Origin of the sequence: Serratia sp. X3 (genome assembly GCF_014982455.1) — a bacterium.
Taxonomy (GTDB): Bacteria; Pseudomonadota; Gammaproteobacteria; order Enterobacterales; family Enterobacteriaceae; genus Serratia; species Serratia ureilytica.
This window is the reverse complement of the sequence record NZ_JADCNB010000002.1, coordinates 473,526-496,700: the sequence shown is the minus strand read 5'-3', so window position 1 is coordinate 496,700 and position 23,175 is coordinate 473,526. Positions and strand designations below refer to the sequence as shown.

The 23,175-nt window shown below is 60.4% G+C and carries 25 protein-coding genes and 1 riboswitch; of the genes, 3 read left to right on the top strand and 22 right to left on the bottom strand.

Translation table 11 applies throughout. The features are described 5' to 3' along the window. Positions 1–42: 42 nt before the first annotated feature. The 3 genes from IMX17_RS12730 to crcB form a co-directional block, all read right to left on the bottom strand. Positions 43–1,233, bottom strand: a complete 1,191-nt coding sequence (locus IMX17_RS12730; RefSeq protein ID WP_046896763.1) for a multidrug effflux MFS transporter — start codon at positions 1,231–1,233, stop codon at positions 43–45. Between the two features lie 6 nt (positions 1,234–1,239). Continuing rightward, on the bottom strand, positions 1,240–1,836 hold the full coding sequence (locus tag IMX17_RS12725) for a TetR/AcrR family transcriptional regulator (RefSeq protein WP_182264982.1): 597 nt from the start codon (positions 1,834–1,836) through the stop codon (positions 1,240–1,242). Positions 1,837–2,125: 289 nt separating this feature from the next. Then, positions 2,126–2,509, bottom strand: a complete 384-nt coding sequence (gene crcB, locus IMX17_RS12720) for a fluoride efflux transporter CrcB (RefSeq protein WP_019454092.1) — start codon at positions 2,507–2,509, stop codon at positions 2,126–2,128. Positions 2,510–2,587: 78 nt separating this feature from the next. Next, positions 2,588–2,650, bottom strand: a riboswitch (Fluoride riboswitch). Positions 2,651–2,733: 83 nt separating this feature from the next. Between crcB and IMX17_RS12715 the strand changes: the two genes are divergently transcribed. After that, complete coding sequence (locus tag IMX17_RS12715) at positions 2,734–3,162, top strand: GNAT family N-acetyltransferase (RefSeq protein ID WP_046896764.1); 429 nt, start codon at positions 2,734–2,736, stop codon at positions 3,160–3,162. A 1-nt stretch (position 3,163) separates the two neighbouring features. Here the strand turns inward: IMX17_RS12715 and IMX17_RS12710 are convergent, their stop codons facing one another. Continuing rightward, the gene (locus IMX17_RS12710; RefSeq protein ID WP_046896765.1) at positions 3,164–4,231 is read right to left on the bottom strand and encodes a diguanylate cyclase; all 1,068 of its coding nucleotides are present in this window, start codon (positions 4,229–4,231) and stop codon (positions 3,164–3,166) included. Between the two features lie 218 nt (positions 4,232–4,449). Between IMX17_RS12710 and tatA the strand changes: the two genes are divergently transcribed. Then, positions 4,450–4,665 (top strand): Sec-independent protein translocase subunit TatA, encoded by a 216-nt coding sequence (gene tatA / locus IMX17_RS12705; RefSeq protein ID WP_004940019.1) that lies wholly within the window; start codon positions 4,450–4,452, stop codon positions 4,663–4,665. 93 nt (positions 4,666–4,758) lie between these two features. Here the strand turns inward: tatA and lipA are convergent, their stop codons facing one another. The 13 genes from lipA to leuS form a co-directional block, all read right to left on the bottom strand. Next, positions 4,759–5,724: a lipoyl synthase gene (gene lipA, locus IMX17_RS12700; RefSeq protein WP_193549818.1), complete on the bottom strand. Its 966-nt coding sequence runs from the start codon at positions 5,722–5,724 to the stop codon at positions 4,759–4,761. Then, positions 5,717–6,385: a lipoyl(octanoyl) transferase LipB gene (lipB, locus tag IMX17_RS12695; RefSeq protein ID WP_015376934.1), complete on the bottom strand. Its 669-nt coding sequence runs from the start codon at positions 6,383–6,385 to the stop codon at positions 5,717–5,719. Before lipB ends, lipA begins: the two co-directional genes overlap by 8 nt. A 134-nt stretch (positions 6,386–6,519) precedes the next feature. Further along, positions 6,520–6,786, bottom strand: a complete 267-nt coding sequence (gene ybeD, locus IMX17_RS12690; RefSeq protein ID WP_193549817.1) for a DUF493 family protein YbeD — start codon at positions 6,784–6,786, stop codon at positions 6,520–6,522. Between the two features lie 104 nt (positions 6,787–6,890). Beyond that, positions 6,891–8,102, bottom strand: coding sequence for a D-alanyl-D-alanine carboxypeptidase DacA (gene dacA / locus IMX17_RS12685; RefSeq protein WP_004940010.1), 1,212 nt, complete (start codon positions 8,100–8,102; stop codon positions 6,891–6,893). A gap of 180 nt (positions 8,103–8,282) precedes the next feature. Further along, positions 8,283–9,368 (bottom strand): endolytic peptidoglycan transglycosylase RlpA, encoded by a 1,086-nt coding sequence (rlpA, locus tag IMX17_RS12680; RefSeq protein ID WP_193549816.1) that lies wholly within the window; start codon positions 9,366–9,368, stop codon positions 8,283–8,285. A 10-nt stretch (positions 9,369–9,378) separates the two neighbouring features. Continuing rightward, positions 9,379–10,491 (bottom strand): peptidoglycan glycosyltransferase MrdB, encoded by a 1,113-nt coding sequence (gene mrdB, locus IMX17_RS12675; RefSeq protein ID WP_004940006.1) that lies wholly within the window; start codon positions 10,489–10,491, stop codon positions 9,379–9,381. Between the two features lie 8 nt (positions 10,492–10,499). Next, positions 10,500–12,395: a peptidoglycan DD-transpeptidase MrdA gene (gene mrdA / locus IMX17_RS12670; RefSeq protein ID WP_033642160.1), complete on the bottom strand. Its 1,896-nt coding sequence runs from the start codon at positions 12,393–12,395 to the stop codon at positions 10,500–10,502. A 38-nt stretch (positions 12,396–12,433) separates the two neighbouring features. Continuing rightward, positions 12,434–12,904, bottom strand: a complete 471-nt coding sequence (gene rlmH, locus IMX17_RS12665) for a 23S rRNA (pseudouridine(1915)-N(3))-methyltransferase RlmH (protein WP_004940002.1) — start codon at positions 12,902–12,904, stop codon at positions 12,434–12,436. A 3-nt stretch (positions 12,905–12,907) separates the two neighbouring features. Then, positions 12,908–13,225: a ribosome silencing factor gene (gene rsfS / locus IMX17_RS12660; RefSeq protein WP_004940001.1), complete on the bottom strand. Its 318-nt coding sequence runs from the start codon at positions 13,223–13,225 to the stop codon at positions 12,908–12,910. A gap of 194 nt (positions 13,226–13,419) precedes the next feature. Beyond that, positions 13,420–14,082 (bottom strand): nicotinate-nucleotide adenylyltransferase, encoded by a 663-nt coding sequence (gene nadD / locus IMX17_RS12655; protein ID WP_015376938.1) that lies wholly within the window; start codon positions 14,080–14,082, stop codon positions 13,420–13,422. After that, positions 14,072–15,106 (bottom strand): DNA polymerase III subunit delta, encoded by a 1,035-nt coding sequence (gene holA / locus IMX17_RS12650; RefSeq protein ID WP_042783844.1) that lies wholly within the window; start codon positions 15,104–15,106, stop codon positions 14,072–14,074. Before holA ends, nadD begins: the two co-directional genes overlap by 11 nt. Then, complete coding sequence (gene lptE, locus IMX17_RS12645) at positions 15,103–15,663, bottom strand: LPS assembly lipoprotein LptE (RefSeq protein ID WP_015376940.1); 561 nt, start codon at positions 15,661–15,663, stop codon at positions 15,103–15,105. Before lptE ends, holA begins: the two co-directional genes overlap by 4 nt. A gap of 14 nt (positions 15,664–15,677) precedes the next feature. Continuing rightward, positions 15,678–18,260, bottom strand: a complete 2,583-nt coding sequence (leuS, locus tag IMX17_RS12640) for a leucine--tRNA ligase (RefSeq protein ID WP_047572364.1) — start codon at positions 18,258–18,260, stop codon at positions 15,678–15,680. A gap of 285 nt (positions 18,261–18,545) precedes the next feature. On the opposite strand from leuS, the gene IMX17_RS12635 reads away from it, so the two are divergent. Further along, entirely contained in the window at positions 18,546–19,028 is a 483-nt protein-coding gene (locus tag IMX17_RS12635) for a zinc ribbon-containing protein (RefSeq protein WP_025301844.1), read from the top strand. Between the two features lie 40 nt (positions 19,029–19,068). Here IMX17_RS12635 and IMX17_RS12630 read toward each other — a convergent pair whose 3' ends face one another. From IMX17_RS12630 to IMX17_RS12610, 5 genes are all read right to left on the bottom strand, one after another. Continuing rightward, a complete protein-coding gene (locus IMX17_RS12630; RefSeq protein WP_033642164.1) occupies positions 19,069–19,773 on the bottom strand; it encodes an FMN-dependent NADH-azoreductase in 705 nt (234 codons plus the stop codon). A 147-nt stretch (positions 19,774–19,920) separates the two neighbouring features. Then, on the bottom strand, positions 19,921–20,853 hold the full coding sequence (gene rihA, locus IMX17_RS12625; protein WP_033651153.1) for a pyrimidine-specific ribonucleoside hydrolase RihA: 933 nt from the start codon (positions 20,851–20,853) through the stop codon (positions 19,921–19,923). Positions 20,854–20,966: 113 nt separating this feature from the next. Next, positions 20,967–21,692: an amino acid ABC transporter ATP-binding protein gene (locus IMX17_RS12620; RefSeq protein ID WP_004939983.1), complete on the bottom strand. Its 726-nt coding sequence runs from the start codon at positions 21,690–21,692 to the stop codon at positions 20,967–20,969. Then, positions 21,692–22,366 (bottom strand): glutamate/aspartate ABC transporter permease GltK, encoded by a 675-nt coding sequence (gene gltK, locus IMX17_RS12615; protein WP_015376945.1) that lies wholly within the window; start codon positions 22,364–22,366, stop codon positions 21,692–21,694. Before gltK ends, IMX17_RS12620 begins: the two co-directional genes overlap by 1 nt. After that, the gene (locus tag IMX17_RS12610) at positions 22,366–23,106 is read right to left on the bottom strand and encodes an amino acid ABC transporter permease (RefSeq protein ID WP_004939979.1); all 741 of its coding nucleotides are present in this window, start codon (positions 23,104–23,106) and stop codon (positions 22,366–22,368) included. Before IMX17_RS12610 ends, gltK begins: the two co-directional genes overlap by 1 nt. Between the last annotated feature and the right edge of the window lie 69 nt (positions 23,107–23,175).

Sequence of the window (23,175 nt, the reverse complement as noted above, 5' to 3'; positions counted from 1 at the left end):
TTCTTAAAACCCGCTCATTGAGCGGGTTTTTTATTGGGCGCGTTATGCGTCGCTGCGGCGGGCCAACAGGCTGAACAGCAGGATGGCGATGGCGTAACAGCCGACGATGGTCAGCGCCATCGACAGGCCCGAGGTGCCGCCCAGCCCGGTGAGCGGCACGGCGCAGGCGCCAAGCGCGAACATGCACACGCCGATCAAGGCCGACGCGCTGCCGGCTTTGTCCCCCTGGCTTTGCATCGCCAGCGACGAGGCGGTCGGGCCGACGATGCCGATCACCGCCACCGAGAAGAACAGCGGCACCAGCAACACGACCAGCGGCGCATGCAGCGCGGCGGCCAACAGCAGCAACAGCGACGCGATGGCTGCCATCGTCAGCCCGCTCTTCAACACCCGGCGTTCCCCCCAACGTGAACTGAGACGGCTGGCCAGCTGCGCCGCAATGATCAGCCCGACGCCGTTAATGGCGAAGCACAGGCTGAACATCTGCGGGCTGAGGCCGTAGATCTGCTGCAAGACAAAAGGCGAAGCGCCGATATAGGCGAACATGCCGGCCATTACGAAGCCCTGCGTCAGGCACAGGCCCATGAAATAGCGCTGGGTCAGCAACCCGCCGAGCGACATCAGCATCGCCAGAATGCCGCCCTGGCTGCGGCGCTCTACCGGCAGGGATTCGCGCAGCTTCAGCGCCGACAGGCTGAACAGCAGCACCGCGATGGCCGCCAGCACGCCGAAGATGCCGCGCCAGTTCATCACCTGCAGCATCACGCCGCCCAGCACCGGCGCGACGATCGGCGCCAGGCCGTTAACCAGCATCAGCAAGGCGAAGAAACGGGTCAGCTCATGGCCGGCGTACAGATCGCGGGCAATGGCGCGGGAAATCACCGCGCCGCCGGCGCCGGCGATGCCCTGCAGCAGGCGAGCGATCAGCAACTGGTCGATGGTGGGCGCCAGCGCGCACCACAGCGAAGCGCCCAGCAGCAGGATCAGCGACAGCAGCAGCGGGCGCATACGGCCCAGTTTGTCGCTGTAAGGGCCAAAAATCAGCTGGCCGACGCCCAGGCCGAGCAGCCCGGCGGTCAGGCTGAGCTGCGCGGCGGCGGTGGAGGTATTCAGCTCGCCCGCCATTTCCGGCAGGGCGGGCAGATAGAGATCGGTGCACAGCGGCCCCAGCGCGGCCAACAGGCCAAGCACGACGGCGTACACCAGACGTTGTCTGGCTAAGTGTTTGGTCATGGGAGATTAAGATTTCCTGAACAGGTGAGAAATGGCCTGCTGATACAGATCGCGCAGCAGGGACGCATCGGCTTTTTGCGTGGTAAGGATTCGGTAACCGGTACCTTCGCTCATGACGGCGATAAACTCCACTCGGGCGGCGATCTCTTCCGCGCTGAAGTCGGGATACAGCCGCCGCAGGTTGTGGCACACGTGGCGAAACAGCCGCGCTTCCGCATCGCTGAGCAGTTTGGCCACCACCGGGTTGCGCGTGGCCTCGGCGGTCACTTCCAGCATCAGCATGTGATCGGTTTCGCTCTCGCCCGGTTGCTGAAACAGCGTGCGCGCCGCCAGCGTGCCGGCGATCAGGTTGATGTGATCGCCAAGGTTTTCCAGGCGCTGCATCTTGCTGGTGATGATGCGGTTGACGATCTCTTCGATGATCGCGTCTTTATTGGCGAAATAGCGATAGATTTGCCCGACGCTGAGCTGCGAGCCCTGGGCAATCTCCGCCATGCTGGCGGCATGGAAGCCGTGGCGGCGGAAGCTGGTTTTCGCCGCTTCGACGATCTGATCGCGGCGCGCCTGCACCTTGGCCTGTTTACTGTCGTTGGGGGAGAGCATCTGCCCGATCCTTTGCTGCGCGTGAGCCGGGTTCACAATTTTGGGTGTGAACGTTCATTCTCAATTGTAGTGTAACGGATGGGGAGGACGCAAGATGAACGCGCGCCGCGGGGAAAAGGTGTTTAGGCGAACAGGTAGGCGTTGATAAAGGCGGCGACGATCAGCACGCACAGCGCAACGGCGATCGTTTCGGCGGTGGTTTTCGGCAGGCTAAACATAGCGATTTCTCATCCAGTCAGGAGTTCTGGATGAGATTATGCGCATGCAAGATTAAGGAAACATTAAGGGCTTAGCGCCCGTTGACCCACATCACCAGCATGAAGGCCAGCAGCGTCATCGCCAGCGAACCGGCCAGGTTGAGCAGCATATTGGCCAATGCCCAGCCGAAGCGGCCGTCCTGCATCAGATACACCACCTCCAGCGAAAAGGTGGAGAAGGTGGTCAAGCCGCCGCAAAACCCGGTGGTGATCAGCAATTTCCAGGTGGGATCCAGGTGCGTCATGCGGGTGAAAATCGCCATCGCCAGGCCGATGATAAAACCGCCGACCAGATTGACCATCAGCGTACCGAGCGGGATGTGGGCGTTCAGCGGATTCATTTTCATGCTTACCGCCCAGCGCAAAACGCTGCCGACGCCGCCGCCGATAAAGACGGCCAGTAAAGAACTCAACATGGGGCAACTCCCTTTCAAACAGAGAAATTCACGGGCTCGGAAAGGGACAGGCGTAACGCTACGCGCCTCTCTCCGAGAGGTTACGTAGACATCATCAGCCTGTGAAGGCGGTTAGGGAGGAATGTCATCTCCAGCGTGCCGCACGGCCTTTTTCACCGTACCCGATGGATGTTACACCTAACGCCGTCTATTTTGTAGTATCGACCCCCTGCGAGGTAAAACCGATGGAAATCAGAGCGGCGCGTCTGGGCGACCGGCACGCTATCGCCGAATTGATGACGGCGTTGGGCTATCCCGGCACCGAGGCGTTTCTGACGCAGCGCATGCAGCAACTGTTGGCGCACCCGGACGAGGCGCTGCTGGTGGCGGTGGATGGGGCGCAGGTGCTGGGCGTGTTGTCGCTGCATTTTCTGCCGCAGCTGGCGTTGGCCGGCGACATTGGCCGCATCAGCTATTTTTGCGTCGACGATCGGGCGCGCGGCGCGGGCGTAGGGCGGCGGTTGTTGGCGGAGGGAGAGGCGCTGGCACACCGTCGCGGCTGCGATCGGTTGGAGGTTCATTGCCACAGTCGCCGCGAGCGGGCCCATGCGTTTTACCTGCGCGAAGGCTTTGTTGAAGCGCCGAAGTATTTTGCCAAGTTATTAAGTCAGTAAGTTATTCCCCTGGCGGCACTGCCGTTTCCAGCCGGTTGCGGCCGTTTTGCTTCGCCCGATAGAGCGCGCTGTCGGCCGCTTTCAGCCAGTCCAGATAGCAGCCCAACGCGGGGTGGTAGTTGGCGATGCCGGCGCTGATCTGCAGCCGCAGCTGTGGCGCCTCTTTGAAGATAACGGCGTCCAGTTGCTGCTGGATGCGCCGCAGGACGGTTTCCGCCTGTTCGGCGCTGGTGTTCGGCAGCACCGCGCCAAACTCGTCGCCGCCGTAGCGCCCAACGATATCCACGTTGCGCAAGCCAATCAGCAGCTCTTCCGCCAGCGCCGCCAGGGCCTCATCCCCCAGCGCATGGCCGAAAGTATCGTTGATGGTTTTGAAACGATCGATATCCATCAGGATCAGCGTGGCGTTGCCCTGGTAGCGGCGGCAGCTGTCGAACTGACGATGCAGCAGATGCTCCCAATGGCGGCGGTTGTACAAGCCGGTCAGCCCATCGCGGGTGCTGATGCGCTGCAGCTCCTGTTTCTTTTCCGCCAACCGTTTGGCGGTGCGATAGGTCACCAGACCGAGCAGCGTCGGGTAAAGGTAGATCATCGGCAGGCACAGATAGATCTGCAGCGGCGTGCTGTGCGGGTGGAACGGGAAGCCGAGCAGCGCGCCGGTCAGCGCCGCTGCGGCCAGTTGAATCGCCAAGCCTTTGACAAACAGCGCTTTGCCGGCTGAAGCGATGTTATTCATGCTCATCATCGACAGGATGACGATGGCGGGCAGCGCGTTGAACGCCATCATCGCTGCCCAGAAGCCGCCGAAGGCGGAGTCGATCAACAGGTTGCGGATCTCGGCTTTGAAAGGATCTTTGGCGCGGCAGGCCAGGCGATAGGCGAGATGCGGCCAGAGAAAGCCGTGAAAGGCCAGCAATAGCCAGACCGCCGTGGGCGGAGCCAAGGGGTAGAGTGCGGCGCAAACGCAGATAAAGCCGAGCCCCAGACCGGCGACGCGGGGCAGATAGGTGCGTTTGGCGAAGCTGAGGCCGGATTTTCGGGCATCGAAAATGGGTGGAGCAATATACATCCGGCATCTCCCTGATAGGCATCACGGCAGAGTAGCATGCGGGTGATAAACTAAGAATAGTCTGGGATTCACGCTGCGGGGGGGCGTGGTATTCCTGCGACCGATCTCACTCTGTTACATGTTGCGGTTGTGCGAGCCGAAGGAAAGTCGCTAAATATTCGCAGGCAAGGTCAGTTTTTCTCGCTGTTCACGCAGCGCTCTATGATAAGAAGGTGAGTATGGAAGGTATCAGCATTACCAAACTTCTGGTGATTGCGGTGTTGGTGATTTTACTGTTCGGCACCAGCAAATTGCGCACGCTCGGCGCCGATCTTGGCGCGGCGCTGAAAGGCTTTAAAAAAGCCGTGGGCGATGACAGCACGCCGCCGGCCGCCGGCAACAATGCCGCCGAAAGCCAGTCCGCTCAGCAGAGCGTCGAAAAGAAAGACGTTTAACCTCGTCTGACCGCGCGCAATAAAAAACGGATGCCTTGCGGACATCCGTTTTTTGGCGTTTCCGCCGTCTATAGCGTAACAAACTATTACGCGTTATTTCACTTCCATCCCTTTGGCCTGCAGATCGGCGTGGTAAGACGAACGCACGAACGGGCCGCAAGCAGCGTGGGTGAAGCCCATCGCCATCGCTTCTTCTTTCATCTCGTCAAACTCGGCAGGGCTGACGTAGCGTTGCACCGGCAGGTGGTGGCGGCTTGGCTGCAGGTACTGGCCCAGCGTCAGCATAGTCACGCCGTGGCGACGCAGATCGCGCATCACTTCAATGATTTCCGCGTTGGTTTCACCCAGGCCGACCATCAGGCCGGATTTGGTCGGGATATCCGGGTGCGCGTCTTTAAAGCGCTCCAGCAGCTTCAGCGACCATTCATAGTTGGCGCCCGGACGCACCTGACGGTAGACGCGCGGCACGTTTTCCAGGTTGTGGTTGAATACGTCCGGTGGCGTGGCGGTGAGGATCTCCAGCGCGCGGTCCATACGGCCGCGGAAGTCCGGCACCAGCGTTTCAATTTTGATGTTCGGGCTTTTGGCGCGGATGGCCGAGATGCAGTCGGCAAAGTGCTGAGCGCCGCCGTCGCGCAGATCGTCGCGGTCAACCGAGGTGATCACCACGTAACGCAGCGCCATGTCGGCGATGGTTTGCGCCAGCTTTTCCGGCTCGTTGGCGTCCGGCGCGATCGGGCGGCCGTGGGCCACGTCGCAGAACGGACAGCGGCGGGTGCAGATGGCGCCGAGGATCATAAAGGTGGCGGTACCGTGGTTGAAACACTCGGACAGGTTAGGGCACGAGGCTTCCTCACAGACGGAGTGCAGGCCGTTCTTGCGCATCGCGGCTTTGATGCCCTGAATGCGCGTTGAGTCGGCAGGCAGTTTGATCTTCATCCACTCGGGTTTACGCAACAGCTCCTGCCGTTCGGTGACCACCGTTTTGACCGGGATCAGCGCCATTTTGTCAGCATCGCGGTATTTGACGCCGCGTTCCATCTGAATTGGTTTACTCATAATCGTGCAGGTTCCAGTTACGAAGCTCGACCGTCTGGTAGCCGAGTAAATGAACAAATTCCTGTACCAGGATTGGGTGTATGTCTTCAATGCCAACGCCGGGCGCCAGCGCGCTGACCTGCGTCATCTGCATGCCGGCGTAACCGCAAGGGTTGATGCGTTGGAAAGGGCTGAGGTCCATCGCCACATTCAGGGCCAGGCCGTGGAATGAGCTGCCTTTGCGGATCCGCAAGCCCAACGAACAGATTTTCTGCTCCCCCACGTACACGCCGGGCGCATCCGGACGGGCGCGCGATGCGAGACGGAAGTGGGCGAGGGTGTTGATAACCGTATCTTCTATCGCCGTGACCAATTGACGTACGCCGACCTTGTTGCGTTTCAGATCGACCATCACGTACATCACCTGCTGACCCGGCCCGTGGTAGGTCACCTGGCCGCCGCGATCGCTCTGGACAACCGGGATGTCGCCGGGCATCAGCACATGTTCGGCTTTGCCGGCCTGACCCTGGGTGAACACCGGGTGATGCTGCACCAGCCACAGCTCGTCCGGCGTGGTCTCGGTACGACTGTCGGTAAAGTTATGCATGGCTTGGGATACAGGCGCGTAGGGCTGCAACCCCAGCTGACGCAAAATGATCTTGTCTGGTTGCAAAAGAGTCATCGTCAGGTTACAGAAGTGGTAAAGCCATTATACCGGGCGCTCCGGCCTGCGACCAGCCTTTCGCTGACCAAAAATGCGCAATCCGGGAAGACGCTGCGCCATCCCGGGTTGATAAGCAGGAGTTTATGCTGGAATTACAGCACCATGCGAACAATTTCAATGTTGCCCAACTCTTCGTACAGGGTTTCGACCTGCTCGATGTGAGTGGCATTGATGGTGATGGAGACGGAGTGGTAGTTGCCTTTGCTGCTTGGCTTGACCTGCGGGTTGTAATTGCCCGGCGCATGGCGCTGCACCACTTCAACCACCTGGTCAACCAGCTCTGGCTGCGCCAGGCCCATTACCTTGTAGGTAAACGAGCAAGGGAATTCGAGCAGTTCGTTCAGTTTAGTTTTTTGCATGTGCGTGCGCTCCAGAGTGCTAGCTAATCTATAAAGTATAACTCCCGCCGGGGCGGGAGTTAGTGTTATTCACTATATGGGGACGATTTCGCCCGTTTCAACCGTTAACCGAACCAGTGGTGGAACATCAGTTTGATGTAGTCCACGATGCGGCTGAAGAAGCCGCCTTCTTTCACTTCGTTCATCACCACCAGCGGACGCTGGTCGATGGTTTTGCCGTCCAGCTGGAAGTTGATGCTGCCCACCACCTGGTTTTTCGCCAGCGGCGCGTGAATTTCCGGCGTGTTCAGCACGTAGCTGGCCTTCAGATCTTTCATGCGGCCGCGCGGAATGGTCAGGTAGACGTCTTTGTCCACGCCCAGCTCAACGCGGTCGGCATCGCCGAACCAGACCGGCTCGGAGGCGAACTCTTTACCGACTTTCAGCGGCGCCACGGTTTCGAAGAAGCGGAAGCCCCAGGTCAGCAGTTTCTTGCTTTCGGCTTCACGGCCTTTGTAGGTGCGGCCGCCCATCACGGCGGAGATCAGGCGCATTTGGCCTTCGGTCGCCGAAGCCACCAGGTTGTAACCCGCCGCGTCGGTATGGCCGGTTTTGATGCCGTCGACGTTCAGGCTGTTATCCCACAGCAGACCGTTGCGGTTCATCTGGCGGATATTGTTGAAGGTGAACTCTTTTTCTTTGTAAATCGCGTATTCTTCCGGCACGTCGCGGATCAGCGCCTGGCCGATCAGCGCCATGTCGCGCGCCGAGCTGTATTGGCCCTGCGCATCCAGGCCGTGCACCGTCTGGAAGTGGGTATTCTGCAGGCCCAGCTTGCTGACGTAGGTGTTCATCAGGTTGACGAAGGCGTCCTGGCTGCCGGCGACGTAGTCGGCCATCGCCACGCAGGCGTCGTTACCGGACTGCAGGTTGATGCCGCGGGTCAGTTTGGAGACCGGCACGCGATCGCCCGGCTTCAGGAACATCAGCGAGGAGCCTTTGAACACCGGGTTGCCGGTCGCCCAGGCGTCCTGGCCGACGGTCACCAGATCGTCCTGGCCGATTTTGCCCGCTTTCAGCGCCTGGCCGATGACGTAGCTGGTCATCATTTTGGTCAGGCTGGCCGGATCGCGACGCGCATCGGCGTTCATCTCGGCCAGCACCTTGCCGGAGTTGTAATCAATCAGGATGTACGCTTCCGCATCGATCTGCGGGACACCTGGGATCATGGTTTTGATATTAACGTCATCGGCATGCGCAACGGAGGCTGCGCTCATTGCGATAACGGTGCCGAGGGCGATGCTTTTGATTAAGCGAAAAGAAGTTACTTGTTTCATGATCGGGACTACAACATCCGTGAAAGTAAAGTTAAAAAACGAGCCACACTATAGCAGATGCGATCCCGGCAGGCATTACCCATTCATCTGACTAATTGCGGTTAGTGCCCTTTTAGCTGCAAGAAAATGTTTCAGCTAAATAACCGCTTATCGGCCGTGAATGCCCGCCGGGCTTAACGCTCAGGGTGCAGCAGTAACGAAAGACTGTTGTTGCGCTTCGCTCGCCAGGCGTTGCTGCAGCTGGGCCGCCTGTTGACGGCTGCTGAACGGGCCAAGCTGGACGCGATAAACGTTGCCGTTGGCCGCTACTTTGCCCGGCACGCCAAACTGTTGGCTCAGGCTCTGTTGCCAGCTCTGGGCGCGCTCGGCGCTGCTCAGCGCGCCGACCTGCACCACGTAGCCGCCGGAAGAGGCGACGGCAGCCGTGCCGACAGCCGCCGCGCCGGCCGCGACCGGTGCGGCCACCGCGGCGGCTTCAGGTTCGGAACCTTCCAGCACCCCGGCCGGCACCGCGCTCGGCGCGCCGAGGAAACCGCTGCGGCCGTTGGCGGCATTGCCGCCGGCTGCAGGGGCGCTGTTGTCGTCGGTGCGCAGGGTGCTGTTATCGATCGGGCGCACCGCCGCGCCGCTGGCGATCGGCGCCTCCTGTTGAATAGGGGTGCCCATGCCGCTGGAGCCGAGATCCGGACGCGCCGGCAGGGCGTAGCTCTGTTTCGCCACGATGGTGCCGATGGTGCCGGGGCCGCTCAGCGTGCCGTCCGGCGCCACGTTGATGAAATCGACCTTGACCTTGGTATTGTTGGACAGGTTGAGGCGGTCGGCGGCGGCTTTCGACAGATCGATGATGCGGCCCTTGGTGTATGGCCCGCGATCGTTGACGCGCACCACCAGCTGACGGCCGTTGGCCAGGTTAGTGACGCGCACATAGCTTGGGATTGGCAGGGTCGGATGCGCCGCCGTCAGGCCGTTGGGGTCAAACTGCTCGCCCAGTGCCGTGGTGTTGCCGTTGGCCTCTTCGCCATACCAGGCCGCCAGGCCGGTCTGCGAGAAGTTCTGCGGATCTTTTGCGATGCGGTAAGTATCGCCATTAACCTTATAGTCCTGCATGTTATTAGGGTTATAGGGTTCATATTGAGGCTCGACGCCGCCGATTTCCACCACCGGGCCGTTGTACGGCTGCGGAGGGGCTTGCTGTTCCGTGGTCGGGGCGGTACAGGCGGAGAGCAACACCGCCGCGACGCCGATCCAAAGCCATTCCTTACGCATTACTCACCTCTTATAAACTTTTAGACAGCATTTTCCGATGCGTGTGGATCGACATGATGATGCCGAAACCGGCCATCAACACTATCAGCGCCGAACCCCCGTAACTGACCAGAGGCAAAGGTACGCCAACTACCGGCAAAATGCCACTGACCATACCGATGTTAACAAAGACATAAACGAACAAAATCAGCATCAAGCCGCCGACCATGACGCGGCCAAAGGTGGTTTGCGCCTTGGCGGCAATCATCAGCCCGCGGATGATCACCAGCAGGTAAAGCGCCAGCAGCACCAGTACCCCGATCAGCCCCAGCTCTTCGGCCAGGACGGCGAAGATAAAGTCGGTATGGCGCTCCGGCAGAAACTCCAGCTGCGACTGGGTGCCGTGCAGCCAGCCCTTGCCGGACAGGCCGCCGGAGCCGATGGCGATCTTGGATTGAATGATGTGATAACCGGCGCCGAGCGGGTCGCTCTCCGGATCGAGCAGCATCATGACGCGGTCGCGCTGATAGCCGTGCATCAGGAAGAACCACAGCACCGGGATGAAGGCCGCCAGCGCGACGGCGGCGACGGCGATCAGCTTCCAGCTCATGCCGGACAGGAACAGCACAAACAGGCCGGAAGCGGCGATCAGGATAGAGGTGCCCAGATCCGGCTGCGCGGCTACCAGCAGCGTCGGCAGGAAGATCAGCACCAGCGCGATGGCGGTGTTTTTCAGCGAAGGCGGGCAGACGTCGCGGTTCATAAAGCGCGCCACCATCAGCGGCACGGCGATCTTGGCGATTTCCGACGGCTGGAAGCGCACTACGCCGAGATCCAGCCAGCGCTGCGCGCCTTTACTGATTTGCCCGAAGGCGTCCACCAGGATCAGCAAAATCACGCAGAAGATATACAGATAGGGCGCCCAGCTTTCGTACACGCGCGGCGGGATCTGCGCCATGACGGCCATCACGATCAGCCCCATGACGATCTGCCCGATCTTGCGCTCCATCATGCCGATGTCCTGGCCGCTGGCGCTCCACATCACGAAGGCGCTGTAGACCAACAGGGCCAGGATCAGCAGCAGGAACGTCGGGTCGATGTGGATTTTGGTCCAGATCGAGCCTTTTTGTTGGCTTTCAGTCATGTTCTACCTTAGTCACCTTCTACGCCAGGCGGCAGCGGGGCCTCGCTTGGCAATTGCGTATTGTTGTCGCCCAGCAGAATGTGGTCGAGGATCTGGCGGGTGATGGTCCCCACCGCCGGACCGGAGCCGCCGTTTTCCAGAATGATGGCGACCGACACCGTCGGGTTGTTGAACGGTGCGAAGGCGGTCATCAGTTTGTGATCGCGCAGGTGCTCCGCCAGTTTGTGGGCGTTGTAGGTTTCATAGCCGAATACCTGTGCGGTACCCGATTTCGCCGCGGCTTTATAAGGTGCGTCCGCAAAGTATTTGCGCGCCGTCCCGTTCGGACGGTTGGCCACACCGTACATGCCGTCTTTGGCAATTTCCCAGAAGCCGGAGTGAATATCGCCGATCTGCGTGTTTTCTTCCTGTTTGAACGGCACCAGCGCGCCGTTGATGCGGGTGCTCTGCAGCAGGTGCGGCGTTTTGACGGTGCCGTCGTTGATCAGGGTGTTCAGCGCCTTGGCCATCTGGATCGGCGTCGCGGTCCAGTAACCCTGGCCGATGCCTACCGGAATGGTGTCGCCCTGATACCACGGTTTTTTATAGCGTTTCTGCTTCCATTCTCGCGTCGGCATCAGGCCGGAGCGCTCTTCAGACAGATCGATGCCGGTGTACTGGCCGTAACCGAATTTGGTCAGCCAGGTCGACAGCCGATCGATCCCCATGTCATAAGCGACCTGGTAGAAATAGGTATCTGCGGACTCTTCCAGCGCCTTGGTGACGTTCAGGCGGCCGTGGCCCCATTTCTTCCAGTCTCGAAAGCGTTTTTCCGAGCCGGGCAATTGCCACCAGCCGGGATCGAACACCACGGTGTTTTTGGTGATCACCCCGGCGCTCAGCGCCGACACCGCGATATAAGGCTTCACCGTCGAGGCGGGCGGATAGACCCCCTGGGTGGCGCGGTTGATCAGCGGGCGATTCGGATCGTTCAGCAACCCCTGATAGTCCTTGCTGGAAATGCCGTCGACGAACAGGTTCGGATCGTAGCTCGGGTTGGAGACCATCGCCAGGATGGCACCGGTGCGCGGATCGCTCACCACCACCGCGGCGCGGCTGCCGACCAACAGCTGTTCGATATAGCGCTGCAGGTTAAGATCGAGCGTCAGGTAGACGTCCTGACCGGCGGAAGGCGGCTGTTCGTGCAATTGGCGGATCACCCGGCCGCGGTTGTTGACCTCGACCTCTTCATAGCCGGTTTTGCCGTGCAGCGTGTCTTCGTAATAACGTTCGATGCCCAGCTTGCCGATATCGTGGGTGGCGGCGTAGTTGGCCAGTTTGCCGTCTTTGTCCAGCCGCTCGACGTCGCGATCGTTGATCTTCGAAACGTAGCCGGTGACGTGGGTGAGGGCGGAGCCGTAAGGGTAGTAGCGGCGCTGGTAGCCTTTCACTTCCACGCCCGGGAAACGGAACTGATTGACCGCAAAACGGGCGACTTGCACCTCGGTCAGCGCGGTTTTCACCGGAATGGAGACGAAACGGCGCGAGCGCTTGCGCTCTTTTTCGAAATTGGTGATGTCGTCATCGGTCAAGTCGACCACCGGGCGCAGCGCCTGCAGCGTGGCTTTGAGATCGTCGACCTTTTCCGGCATCAGTTCCAGCTGATAAATGGTGCGGTTGAGCGCCAGCGGAGTACCGTTGCGATCGTAGATAATGCCGCGGCTGGGCGCGATGGGCACCAGCTTGATGCGGTTTTCGTTGGAGCGGGTGCGGTAATCCTCGACGCGGACCACTTGCAGATTATACAGGTTGGCGATCAGGATGCCGGACAGCACCAGGATGACCAAGAACGCCACCAGGGCGCGGCGTACAAACAGGGCGGATTCAGCCGTATAGTCGCGAAAAGGGTTACGTTCTATTTTCATCCCGCTGCTTTATTTCACTCTGTCACGGTCACCACCGGCTATTCCCGGTGGTAAGGATGATTTGTAGTAATACTCCAGGCGCGGTAGAGGCTTTCGGCCACCAGGACGCGCACCAAAGGATGCGGCAGTGTCAACGGAGAAAGCGACCAACTCTGCTCGGCAGCGGCTTTGCAGGCGGGCGCCAGCCCTTCCGGGCCGCCGATCAGCAAGCTGACGTTGCGGCCATCCTGTTTCCAGCGCTCAAGCTGCTGCGCCAGCTGCGGCGTTTCCCACGGCGTGCCTGGGATATCCAGCGTAACGATGCGGTTGCCTTTGCCCACCGCCGCCAGCATTTGTTCGCCTTCCTTGTCCAGAATGCGTTTGATGTCGGCGTTTTTGCCGCGTTTGCCGGCCGGGATCTCGGTCAGCTCAAACGGCATATCTTTGGGAAAGCGGTGCAGGTAATCCATAAAGCCGGTTTGCACCCAGTCTGGCATTTTGGTGCCGACCGCCACCAATTGCAGTTTCACCGCTTAGCTCCAGAGTTTTTCCAGCTCGTACAGGCGACGGCTTTCTTCCTGCATCACGTGCACGATCACTTCGCCCAGATCGACCACGATCCAGTCGGAGGCTTCCTGGCCTTTCATGCCAAACAGCTCCATGCCCGCGGCGCGGGATTCCTGCACCACGTGGCTGGCGATCGACATCACGTGGCGAGTCGACGTGCCGGTGCAGATGATCATGCAATCGGTGATGCTGGATTTGCCCTGTACGTCCAGAGCGACAATGTCTTGGCCTTTCAGGTCATCGATTTTATCGATGACGAAATCTTGGAGCGCTTTACCTTGCAAAGGTTCCCCCTCGGGTGTGTTCTGTTCAGTCGGCTGCGGTGGGCAAAATGCGCGCGCCGCGGCGTAACCGGATAAAGGTTTCGGCAGGCTGCCGCTGAAAGCCAGCTAACTGGTGACTGCCCGGCCAGCTAAGGTTTCCGGGGTTTTCAGCGGATACCTGAAAAATAGCGGCGCAGTATATCACGCACCTTTCGCTAGCGATATAAACCCTGCAACTCGATATAGCGCTGCACCGGGCGCGGCAGCAGATCGTCGCAGTTGAGACCCTGATGGCGGCGCTGGCGGATCTCGGTGGCGGAAATTTCCAGCTCCGGCGTATCGGCCAGATAGATATGGCCGTGCGGGCGGCGGCTGAGCAGCGCCGGGTCGGCAGTGCGATGACGTTCCAGCCACTGCTGCAGTTCCGGCGTGTCCATGCGATCGTTATAGCCCGGGCGCGCCAACACCAGCAGATGGCAGACGTCCAACAGCGCCTGCCAGCGGTGCCATTTATGCAGCGTCAGCAGCGAGTCCTGGCCAATAATAAACGCCAGCGGCTGGGCGGCGCCACGCTCTTTACGAATCGTTTCCAACGTCTCGATGGTGTAGGAGGGGGTGGTGCGATGCAGTTCGCGATCGTCGACCGCGAACAGCGGATTGCCGGCGATCGCCAGCTCGACCATCTTCAAGCGCTGCTGTGCGTTGGCCTCGGGCTGCGGGCGGTGCGGCGGCACGTGGTTAGGCAGCAGCGTGACGCGATTCAGGCCCACTTCGGCGGCCAGCGCCTCCACCGGCCGCAGATGGCCGTAGTGGATCGGATCAAAGGTGCCGCCAAACAGCGCGTGCAATACGGTGGGGTGTTCCGGATTAGTGGGCATCGGTAAAACTCGTGGCCAGGGGTTTGCCGCACAGCAGCATCGACAGGGTTTCCAGTTCCGGCCAGACCGACTGGCCATAGTCCTGCTTGAGGGTCAGCTCGATTTGCGTCAGCAGCTGTACCGCTTGCTGCAGCTGGGCGCCGGACAGGCGTTGCAGCGCCTGGGTCACCAGCGGGCGGCGATTCTGCCAGACCTTGTGCTGGTCGAACAGCGTGCGCAGCGGCGCGGACGCCATGCGGCGCTGCAGCGTCAGCAACAGCAGCAGTTCGCGCTGCAGAGTGCGCAACAGGATCACCGGCTCGACATCCTCTTGCTGCAGCTGCTGCAAAATATGCCAGGCGCGCTTGCTCTTGCCGGCCAGCAAGGCGTCCAGCCAGTGGAACGGCGTGAAGTGGGCGGCGTCGTTCACCGCCTGCTCGACGCGCGGCAGGGTGAGCTTGCCGTCCGGGTGCAGCAGCGACAGCCGCTCCAACGCCTGCGATAGCGCCAGCAGGTTGCCTTCGTAGCAGTAGCACAGCAGCTGATTGGCGGCGTCGTCCAACTCCAGCTTCATCGCCTTGGCGCGCGCGGCGACCCAGCGCGGCAGCTGTGCCTGCTCCGGCGTCTGGCAACTGACGAGGGCGCCGTGCGGGCTGAGCGCCTTGAACCAGGCGCTGTTTTCCTGCGCTTTGGTGAGGCGCGGGCCGCGCAGGATCAGCAGGATGTCGTCGTGCAGCAGGGTGGCGAGCTTGGTCAGCTGTTCACCGATCGGCGCCGTCGGGCCGTTTTCCGGGAAAATCAGCAGCAGCGTCTGGCGGCTGGCGAACAGGCTCATCGCCTGGCAGATGCCGAAGATGGCGTCCCAGTCGGTATGGGCGTCGAGGGAAATGCTGTAGTGCTCGCTGAACTGCTGCTGTTGCGCGGCCTGCCGGAGCAGATCCTGGCTTTCCTGCAGCAGCAGCGGTTCATTGCCGCTCAATAAATAACAAGCGCGCAGCCCCTCTCGGAGCTGCGCGGCAAGTTGTTCCGGATAAATGCGGATCATTGTGCGGTTTGGCTTGCCGCTCGTTCGCCAGCGGCAGCGGCTTTCTGCCGGTTTTCTTCTTCCGCCGCGTGCACGGTCAGCAGTTTGCGTACCAGCTGTTGCGCCGCCTGCTCACGCATTTCCTGGCGAATGATCTCCTGCTCGGAGTCTTTGGCCAGCGCGGTCAGCGGGTTGTCGAAGAACGAACGGAACACTTTCACCGACAGCGGATACAGGTCGTGGCCCGGGAGCAGCACCTGGGCCTGCACGGTCAGCACCAGCTGATACTCGGCGGTTTTACCGTCCTGGAAGATCGAGGCGGTATCCTGGCTTTCCGTCGCGCCGACGATGCGCAGAGAAGGCACGTCTTTACGCTTCGGATCGCTGACGATGGTCACGGCGTTCAAACGCAGTTGCTCACGCACCGCGCGCGTCAATGGCCCGTAAGGATCCGAACTGTCCAGGATCAGCGTTTTCATTTCATTAGGCACCTGCGTGGTGCCACGCAGGTGAAAACCGCAGCCGGCGGTGACCAGCACCGCCAACCCCAGCAACAGCGTCAGAATACGTTGTCGCACAACTCCTCCTTGTGTTAACCCACAACCAGGTTAAGCAGTTTGCCCGGAACGTAGATCACTTTGCGAATCGTGACGCCGTCCAGATATTTAGCCACCAGATGCTCTTCGGCAGCGCGCGCGCGCACTTGCTCTTCGGTCGCATCGGCAGATACGGTGATTTTAGCGCGGACCTTGCCGTTCACCTGCACCACCACCAGCTTGGAGTCTTCGACCATCGCCTGCTCGTCGGCAACCGGCCATGGCGCGGTGTCCACGTCGCCTTCGCCGCCCAGCGCCTGCCACAGGGCGAAGCACACGTGCGGGGTGAACGGATACAGCATGCGAACCACGGCCAGCAGCGCTTCCTGCAGCAGCGCGCGATCCTGCTCGCTCTCCTGCGGCGCACGGGCCAGTTTGTTCATCAGCTCCATCACGGCGGCGATCGCGGTGTTGAAGGTCTGGCGGCGGCCGATATCGTCGGTCACTTTGGCGATGGTTTTGTGCAGATCGCGGCGCAGCGCTTTCTGCTCTTCGTTCAGCGACGCCACGTCCAGCGGCTGCACCGCGCCTTTTTCCACGTGATCGTAGGCCAGTTTCCATACGCGTTTCAGGAAGCGGTTAGCCCCTTCCACGCCGGATTCCTGCCACTCCAGCGTCATTTCTGCCGGTGAAGCGAACATCATGAACAGACGCACGGTGTCCGCGCCGTATTTTTCCACCATCTCCTGCGGGTCGATGCCGTTGTTCTTCGACTTCGACATTTTGCTCATGCCAGCATAGACCAGTTCACGGCCTTGCGGATCGGTGGCCTTGATGATGCGGCCTTTGTCGTCGCGCTCGACGGTGGCGTCAACCGGGGATACCCAGACGCGCTCGCCGCTGTTGCCGGTGTAGTAGAAGGCGTCGGCCAGCACCATGCCCTGACACAGCAGGCGCTTGGCCGGCTCATCGGAATCCACCAGGCCCGCATCGCGCATCAGCTTGTGGAAGAAGCGGAAGTACATCAGGTGCATGATGGCGTGCTCGATGCCGCCGATATATTGATCGACCGGCAGCCAGTAGTTGGCGGCGGCCGGATCCAGCATGCCCTGGTCATACTGCGGGCAGGTGTAGCGCGCGTAGTACCAGGAGGACTCCATAAAGGTGTCGAAGGTGTCGGTTTCGCGCAGCGCCGGCTGGCCGTTGACGGTGGTCTTCGCCCACTCAGGGTCGGCCTTGATCGGGCTGGTGATGCCGTCCATGACCACGTCTTCCGGCAGGATCACCGGCAGTTGGTCTTCCGGCGTCGGCATCACGGTGCCGTCTTCCAGGGTCACCATCGGGATTGGCGCGCCCCAGTAACGTTGACGGGAAACGCCCCAGTCGCGCAGACGGTAATTGACCTTGCGCTGGCCGACGCCTTTGGCGACCAGTTTGTCGGCGATGGCGTTAAAGCCCGCTTCGTTGTCCAGACCGTCAAACTCGCCGGAGTTGAACAGCGCGCCTTTGTCGGTCATCGCTTCGGCGCTCACGTCAGGCTGGCTGCCGTCGAGGTTCAGGATCACCGGTTTGATCGGCAAATCATATTTGGTGGCGAATTCCCAGTCGCGCTGGTCGTGCGCCGGCACCGCCATCACGGCGCCGGTGCCGTATTCCATCAGCACGAAGTTGGCGACCCACACCGGCAGCTTCTCGCCGCTCAGCGGATGGACAACGAACAGGCCGGTCGGCATGCCTTTCTTCTCCATCGTCGCCATTTCGGCTTCGGCCACTTTGGTGTTGCGGCATTCGTCGATGAAGTCGGTCAGCGCCGGGTTGTTGCGCGCGCCCTGTTGCGCCAGCGGGTGACCCGCGGCGACCGCCACGTAGGTGGCGCCCATGAAGGTGTCGGGACGGGTGGTGTAAACCGTCAGCTTCTCTTCGCTGCCAGCCACGTCGAAGGTGATTTCCACGCCTTCGGAGCGGCCAATCCAGTTGCGCTGCATGGTTTTCACCTGCTCCGGCCAGCTTTCCAGCGTGTCCAGATCGTTCAGCAGCTGATCGGCGTAGGCGGTGATTTTGATGAACCACTGCGGGATCTCTTTACGCTCGACCTTGGTATCGCAGCGCCAGCAGCAGCCGTCGATAACCTGTTCGTTGGCCAGCACGGTCAGATCGTGCGGACACCAGTTCACCGCCGAGGTCTTCTTGTAGACCAGGCCTTTTTCATACAGCTTGGTGAAGAACCACTGTTCCCAGCGGTAGTATTCCGGCTGGCAGGTGGCGATTTCGCGATCCCAGTCGTAGCCGAAGCCCAGCAGTTTCAGCTGGTTCTTCATGTATTCGATGTTGTCGTAGGTCCACGGGGCCGGTGCGGTGTTGTTTTTCACCGCCGCGCCTTCCGCCGGCAGGCCGAACGCATCCCAGCCGATCGGCTGCAGTACGTTTTTGCCCAGCATGCGCTGATAGCGCGAGATCACGTCGCCGATAGTGTAGTTACGAACGTGGCCCATGTGCAGTCGGCCGGACGGGTAAGGCAGCATGGATAGGCAGTAGTACTTTTCCTTGCTGTCGTCTTCGGTAACTTTGAAAGTCTGCTTCTCTTGCCAGTGAAGCTGTACGTTCGATTCTATGTCTTCTGGACGGTATTGCTCTTGCATGGCGGCCGGTGGTCCTGTAGGTGTAAACCGTTGCCCCGGTCAGAGGCAACGCAATGAACATTTAGTATTCGTAGATCCGCATAGCATAGCTGATAAGACCTCCCGGCAACAACTCCAAGCGCCTGACTCGGCGCATTTAAAAAAAACGCCGCCATGACGCGGCTCACAACCTGCGGATCCCGCGTCTTGCCAAGTGACATCAGTCATTTACGGCTAAAATAAGAACAAGTAGCTTAAGGGTATCCCCATGGCCAAGTCCGGCGCAGCGTTTATCGAGGAGAGTCTATGAACAAGGTTGCTCAGTATTACCGCGAATTGGTGGCATCGCTGACCGAACGTCTGAAAAACGGCGAACGCGATATCGACGAACTGGTGGCCAGCGCGGAGCGGCGGTTGAACGAGGCCGAAGATCTGACGCGCGACGAGGTGCGGCAGGTGACGCAGGCGGTGCGGCGCGATCTGGAAGAGTTCGCCCGCAGCTATCAGGAAAGCCGGGACGAGTTTACCGACAGCGTGTTTATGCGGGTGATTAAGGAGAGCCTGTGGCAGGAACTGGCGGATATCACCGATAAAACCCAGCTGGAGTGGCGTGAGGTGTTCAAGGATGTCAGCCACCACGGCGTGTATCACAGCGGTGAAGTGGTGGGGCTGGGCAATCTGGTCTGCGAGCAGTGTCACTACCACCTGGCGTTTTACACGCCGGAAGTGCTGCCGCTCTGCCCGAAATGCGGTCACGACCAGTTCCAGCGTCGGCCATTTGAACCCTGATGACGTCCCCCGCCGCGGCGGGGGACGCTGACGTTTACCGTTAACGGAACAGTTTCTTCAGCAGGTTGCTCAGGAAACCGCCGCTGACGGCTTCCTGGGCGACGTTTGCCGGCGCCGGTGCGCTGGCCGGGACGGCGACGCCAGCCGGGATTTTCTGCGCGACCGCGATGCGGCTGTCCTGGGCGGCTTTCTCCGCCGCTTCCGGGCCGTAGGCGAAGCCTTCCGCCAGCACGAATTCAACGTCGGTGATGCCGATAAAGCCCAGGAACAGTTTCACGTACGGGGTGATCAGATCCGTCGGCGTGTCGGCGTGGATGCCGCCGCGGCTGGAGATGACGATCGCTTTTTTGCCCGTCACCAGCCCTTCGGCGCCGGCGGAGGTGTAGCGGAACGTCTGACCGGCGCGGGCGATCAGATCGAAGTAGATCTTCAGCTGCGTCGGGATGTTGAAGTTGTACATCGGGGCGCTGATGATCAGCGTGTCGTGCGACTTCAGTTCGGCAATCAGCTCATCGGACAGCGCCAGGGTGCTTTGCTGATGCGGCGTCAGCGGTTTGTCGCCGGCGGTAAAGCCGGCCATCACTTCGCCATCCAGCTCCGGCAGCGTTGGGTTGGCCAAGTCGCGCACGGTGAAGGTGTCTTCCGGGTGAGCTTCACGCCATTGTTCGACAAAAAAATCGACTAATTTTCCAGACTGGGAATATTCACCCAGAATGCTTGATTTCAGGACCAGTACGCGGCTCATTGGCTTATCTCCAGGCGAAGTGTAATCGGTAACGATGTCAATCGGTGTAAACGCATGGTAGAGGCAAGCCATCAACAGTGATAGCGCAAAAATTCGCTGAGTTAAATCAAAAAAGTTGAATGAGGGCGCGAGCGCGCCCCGAGAGGATCAATAACGCGCGACGCGCTCGGCCAGCAGATCGATAAAGCCTGCGCGATCGATGCCGGTCAGCACTTCCACGTTGGCCGCGTTGCCGGTTTGCTGGAAATAGTCCACCACCGTCATGCCGACGGTGTATTCCCCTTTGGTTTCCACACCGACCCAGCGTTCAATGCCGGTAAACAGCTGCGGCGCCAGCAGCCAGGCGATGGTGCAGGGATCGTGCATCGCCGCGCCAGGCAGGCCGCGCGGGTGGCTGAGATACAGCGGCAGGTAAAAATCGAGCATCTCCGCCACCGCCTGCGCGACCGGATTGGCTATCTGACGAATGCGCTCGATATCCTGCGGCAGCACCAGCGCCTGGTGGGTGACGTTCAGGCCGGCCATGGTCAGCGGCACGCCGGATTTCAACACCATCTCGGCGGCTTCGGGATCGACGAAGATATTGAATTCCGCCACCGGCGTGGTATTGCCGGCATTCATGCCGCCGCCCATAAATACGATGCGCTCGATACGGCTTTTCAGCTCGGCGTGCTGGGCCAACAGCAGGGCGATGTTGGTCATCGGGCCGGTCACCACCAGGGTGATTGGCTGCGGGCTGGCGCGCAGCAGGTCGGCGATCAGCTCGACGGCGCCGCGGGGATCGGGTTTGAGGGTCGGCGTCGGCAGGTGGGTGTTGCCCATGCCGGTTTTGCCGTGGACATAGTCGGCGATCACCAGCTCGCGCATCAGCGGGCGAGCGGCGCCGGCGGCGACAGGGATGTCCTCGCGCTGCATCAGGGTCAACAGACCCAGCGCGTTATGCAGGGTTTTCTCCGGCGTCTGGTTGCCGGCGGAGGTGGTGATGGCTTTGACGTCCAGCTCCGGCGAGCGCAGCGCCATAGCCAGCGCGATGGCGTCGTCGAGGCCGGGATCGCAATCGATGATAATAGGGCGGGGCATGTTCTTTCTCCTCTGTTTGTTATCCGGCGAGCATCGGATCAAAAACGAGGAGATACAAGCGCTTTTCGTGCCGGGAGAAAAGATGCGCCCCTGGCGGGGCGCATAGCGAGAACTTAGTGCAGGATCTTGGCCAGGAAGTCCTTGGCGCGATCGGACTCGGGGTTGTTGAAGAAATCGTCTTTGTTGCGGTCTTCGACGATTTTGCCTTCGTCCATAAAGATCACCCGGTTCGCCACCTTGCGGGCGAAGCCCATTTCGTGGGTCACCACCATCATGGTCATGCCTTCGTTCGCCAGCTCGACCATCACGTCCAGCACTTCGTTGATCATTTCCGGATCGAGCGCCGAGGTCGGTTCGTCGAACAGCATGGCGATCGGATCCATGCATAGCGCGCGGGCGATGGCGACGCGCTGTTGCTGGCCGCCGGAGAGCTGGCCGGGGAACTTGTTGGCATGGGCGGACAGGCCGACGCGTTCCAGCAGCTTCAGGCCCTTCTCGCGTGAGGCGGTCTTGTCGCGCTTGAGCACTTTTACCTGCGCCAGCGTCAGGTTGTCGATAATGGACAGGTGCGGGAACAGTTCAAAGTGTTGGAACACCATGCCGACCTTGGCGCGCAGCTGCGCCAGGTTGGTTTTCTTGTCGTTGACGGGCGTGCCGTTCACCAGGATGCTTCCCTGCTGGATCGGCTCCAGGCCGTTGACGGTTTTGATCAGGGTGGACTTGCCGGAACCTGAAGGACCGCAGACGACGACCACTTCGCCTTTTTTCACTTCGGTGGTGCAATCGGTCAACACTTGAAAGTGACCGTACCACTTGGAAACATTTTTCAGGGATATCATCAAACAGTCCTTTTCTTCAAATAGCTTACCAGCGCCGAGGCGGCGAGGCTGATAACAAAATAGACAAAGCCGGCGAACAGGATCATTTCAACCTGGGTGCCGTCGCGTTCGCCAATGGTCGATGCGGTGCGGAAGAAGTCGGCCAGGCTCAGTACGTAAACCAGCGAGGTATCCTGGAACAGTACGATGCCCTGGGTCAGCAGCAGTGGCACCATGGCGCGGAACGCCTGCGGCAGGATCACCAACCGCATGGATTGCCAATGCGTCATGCCCAGCGCCAACGCGGCGGAGGATTGGCCACGCGAGATGCTGATGATACCGGCGCGGATGATTTCCGAGTAATAGGCCGCTTCAAACAGGGAAAAGGCTACCATAGCCGAGATCAGGCGAATATCGGTTTTCGGCGACAGGCCTAGAACCTGTTGTAATAAGCTTGGAACCACCAGATAGAACCACAGCAGCACCATCACCAGCGGCACCGAGCGGAACAGGTTGACATACAGGGTGGCGAACCAGCTGATGGGCTTGAACGGCGACAGACGCATCACCGCCAGCACGGTGCCCCACAGAATGCCGACCACGATGGCGGTCACGGTGATCTTCAGCGTGATCGCCATGCCCTGCAGCAGATAAGGGAAGCTTGGGACGATCGACGCCCAGTCAAATTCGTACATTATTTACTCCCCAGGTTGCCAGGCAACTGCACTTTCTTTTCGACCAGACGCATAAACAGCATGATCACGGCGTTGATGCCGATATAAGCCAGCGTAATGGCGGTAAAGGATTCATAGGCGTGTGCGGAGTAATCCAACAGCTTGCCGGCCTGTGCGGCCATGTCCACCAGGCCGATGGTGGAGGCGATGGCGGAGTTTTTGACCAGGTTGAGCATCTCTGAGGTCATCGGCGGCACGATAACCCGGTAGGCGTTCGGTAACAGCACGTAGCGGTAGGTTTGCGGCAGCGTCAGGCCCATCGCCAACCCGGCGGCTTTCTGGCCGCGCGGCAGGGATTGAATGGCGGCGCGCACTTGCTCGCAAACGCGGGCGGCGGTAAACAGCCCCAGACAGAGCATGGAAGAGACGAAGAACTGCACGTTGGGATCCAGCTCGGTCTTGAACCAGGTGCCGATATTGGCCGGCAGCAGCTCGGGGATCACCAGATACCAGGTAAAGAATTGCACGATCAGCGGCACGTTGCGGAACAGTTCGACGTAACAGGTGCCGAGAGTGGAAAGAAAGCGGTTGGGCACGGTACGCAAGATACCGAACAGCGAACCGACGAAGAAAGCGATAATCCATGCACAGACGGAGAGGGCCACCGTGACCTGAAAGCCGGACCAGATCCAGCCGAGGTAAGTGGTGTTCCCAAACGGGGCCTGCTGCAGGAAGATACCCCAGTTCCAATCTATTGACATAACAAACTCCGATAAACGGGCGCAGGGCGCCGAAGAGTGATGACTTGATAGGCGCCGATCGCCGCGCGG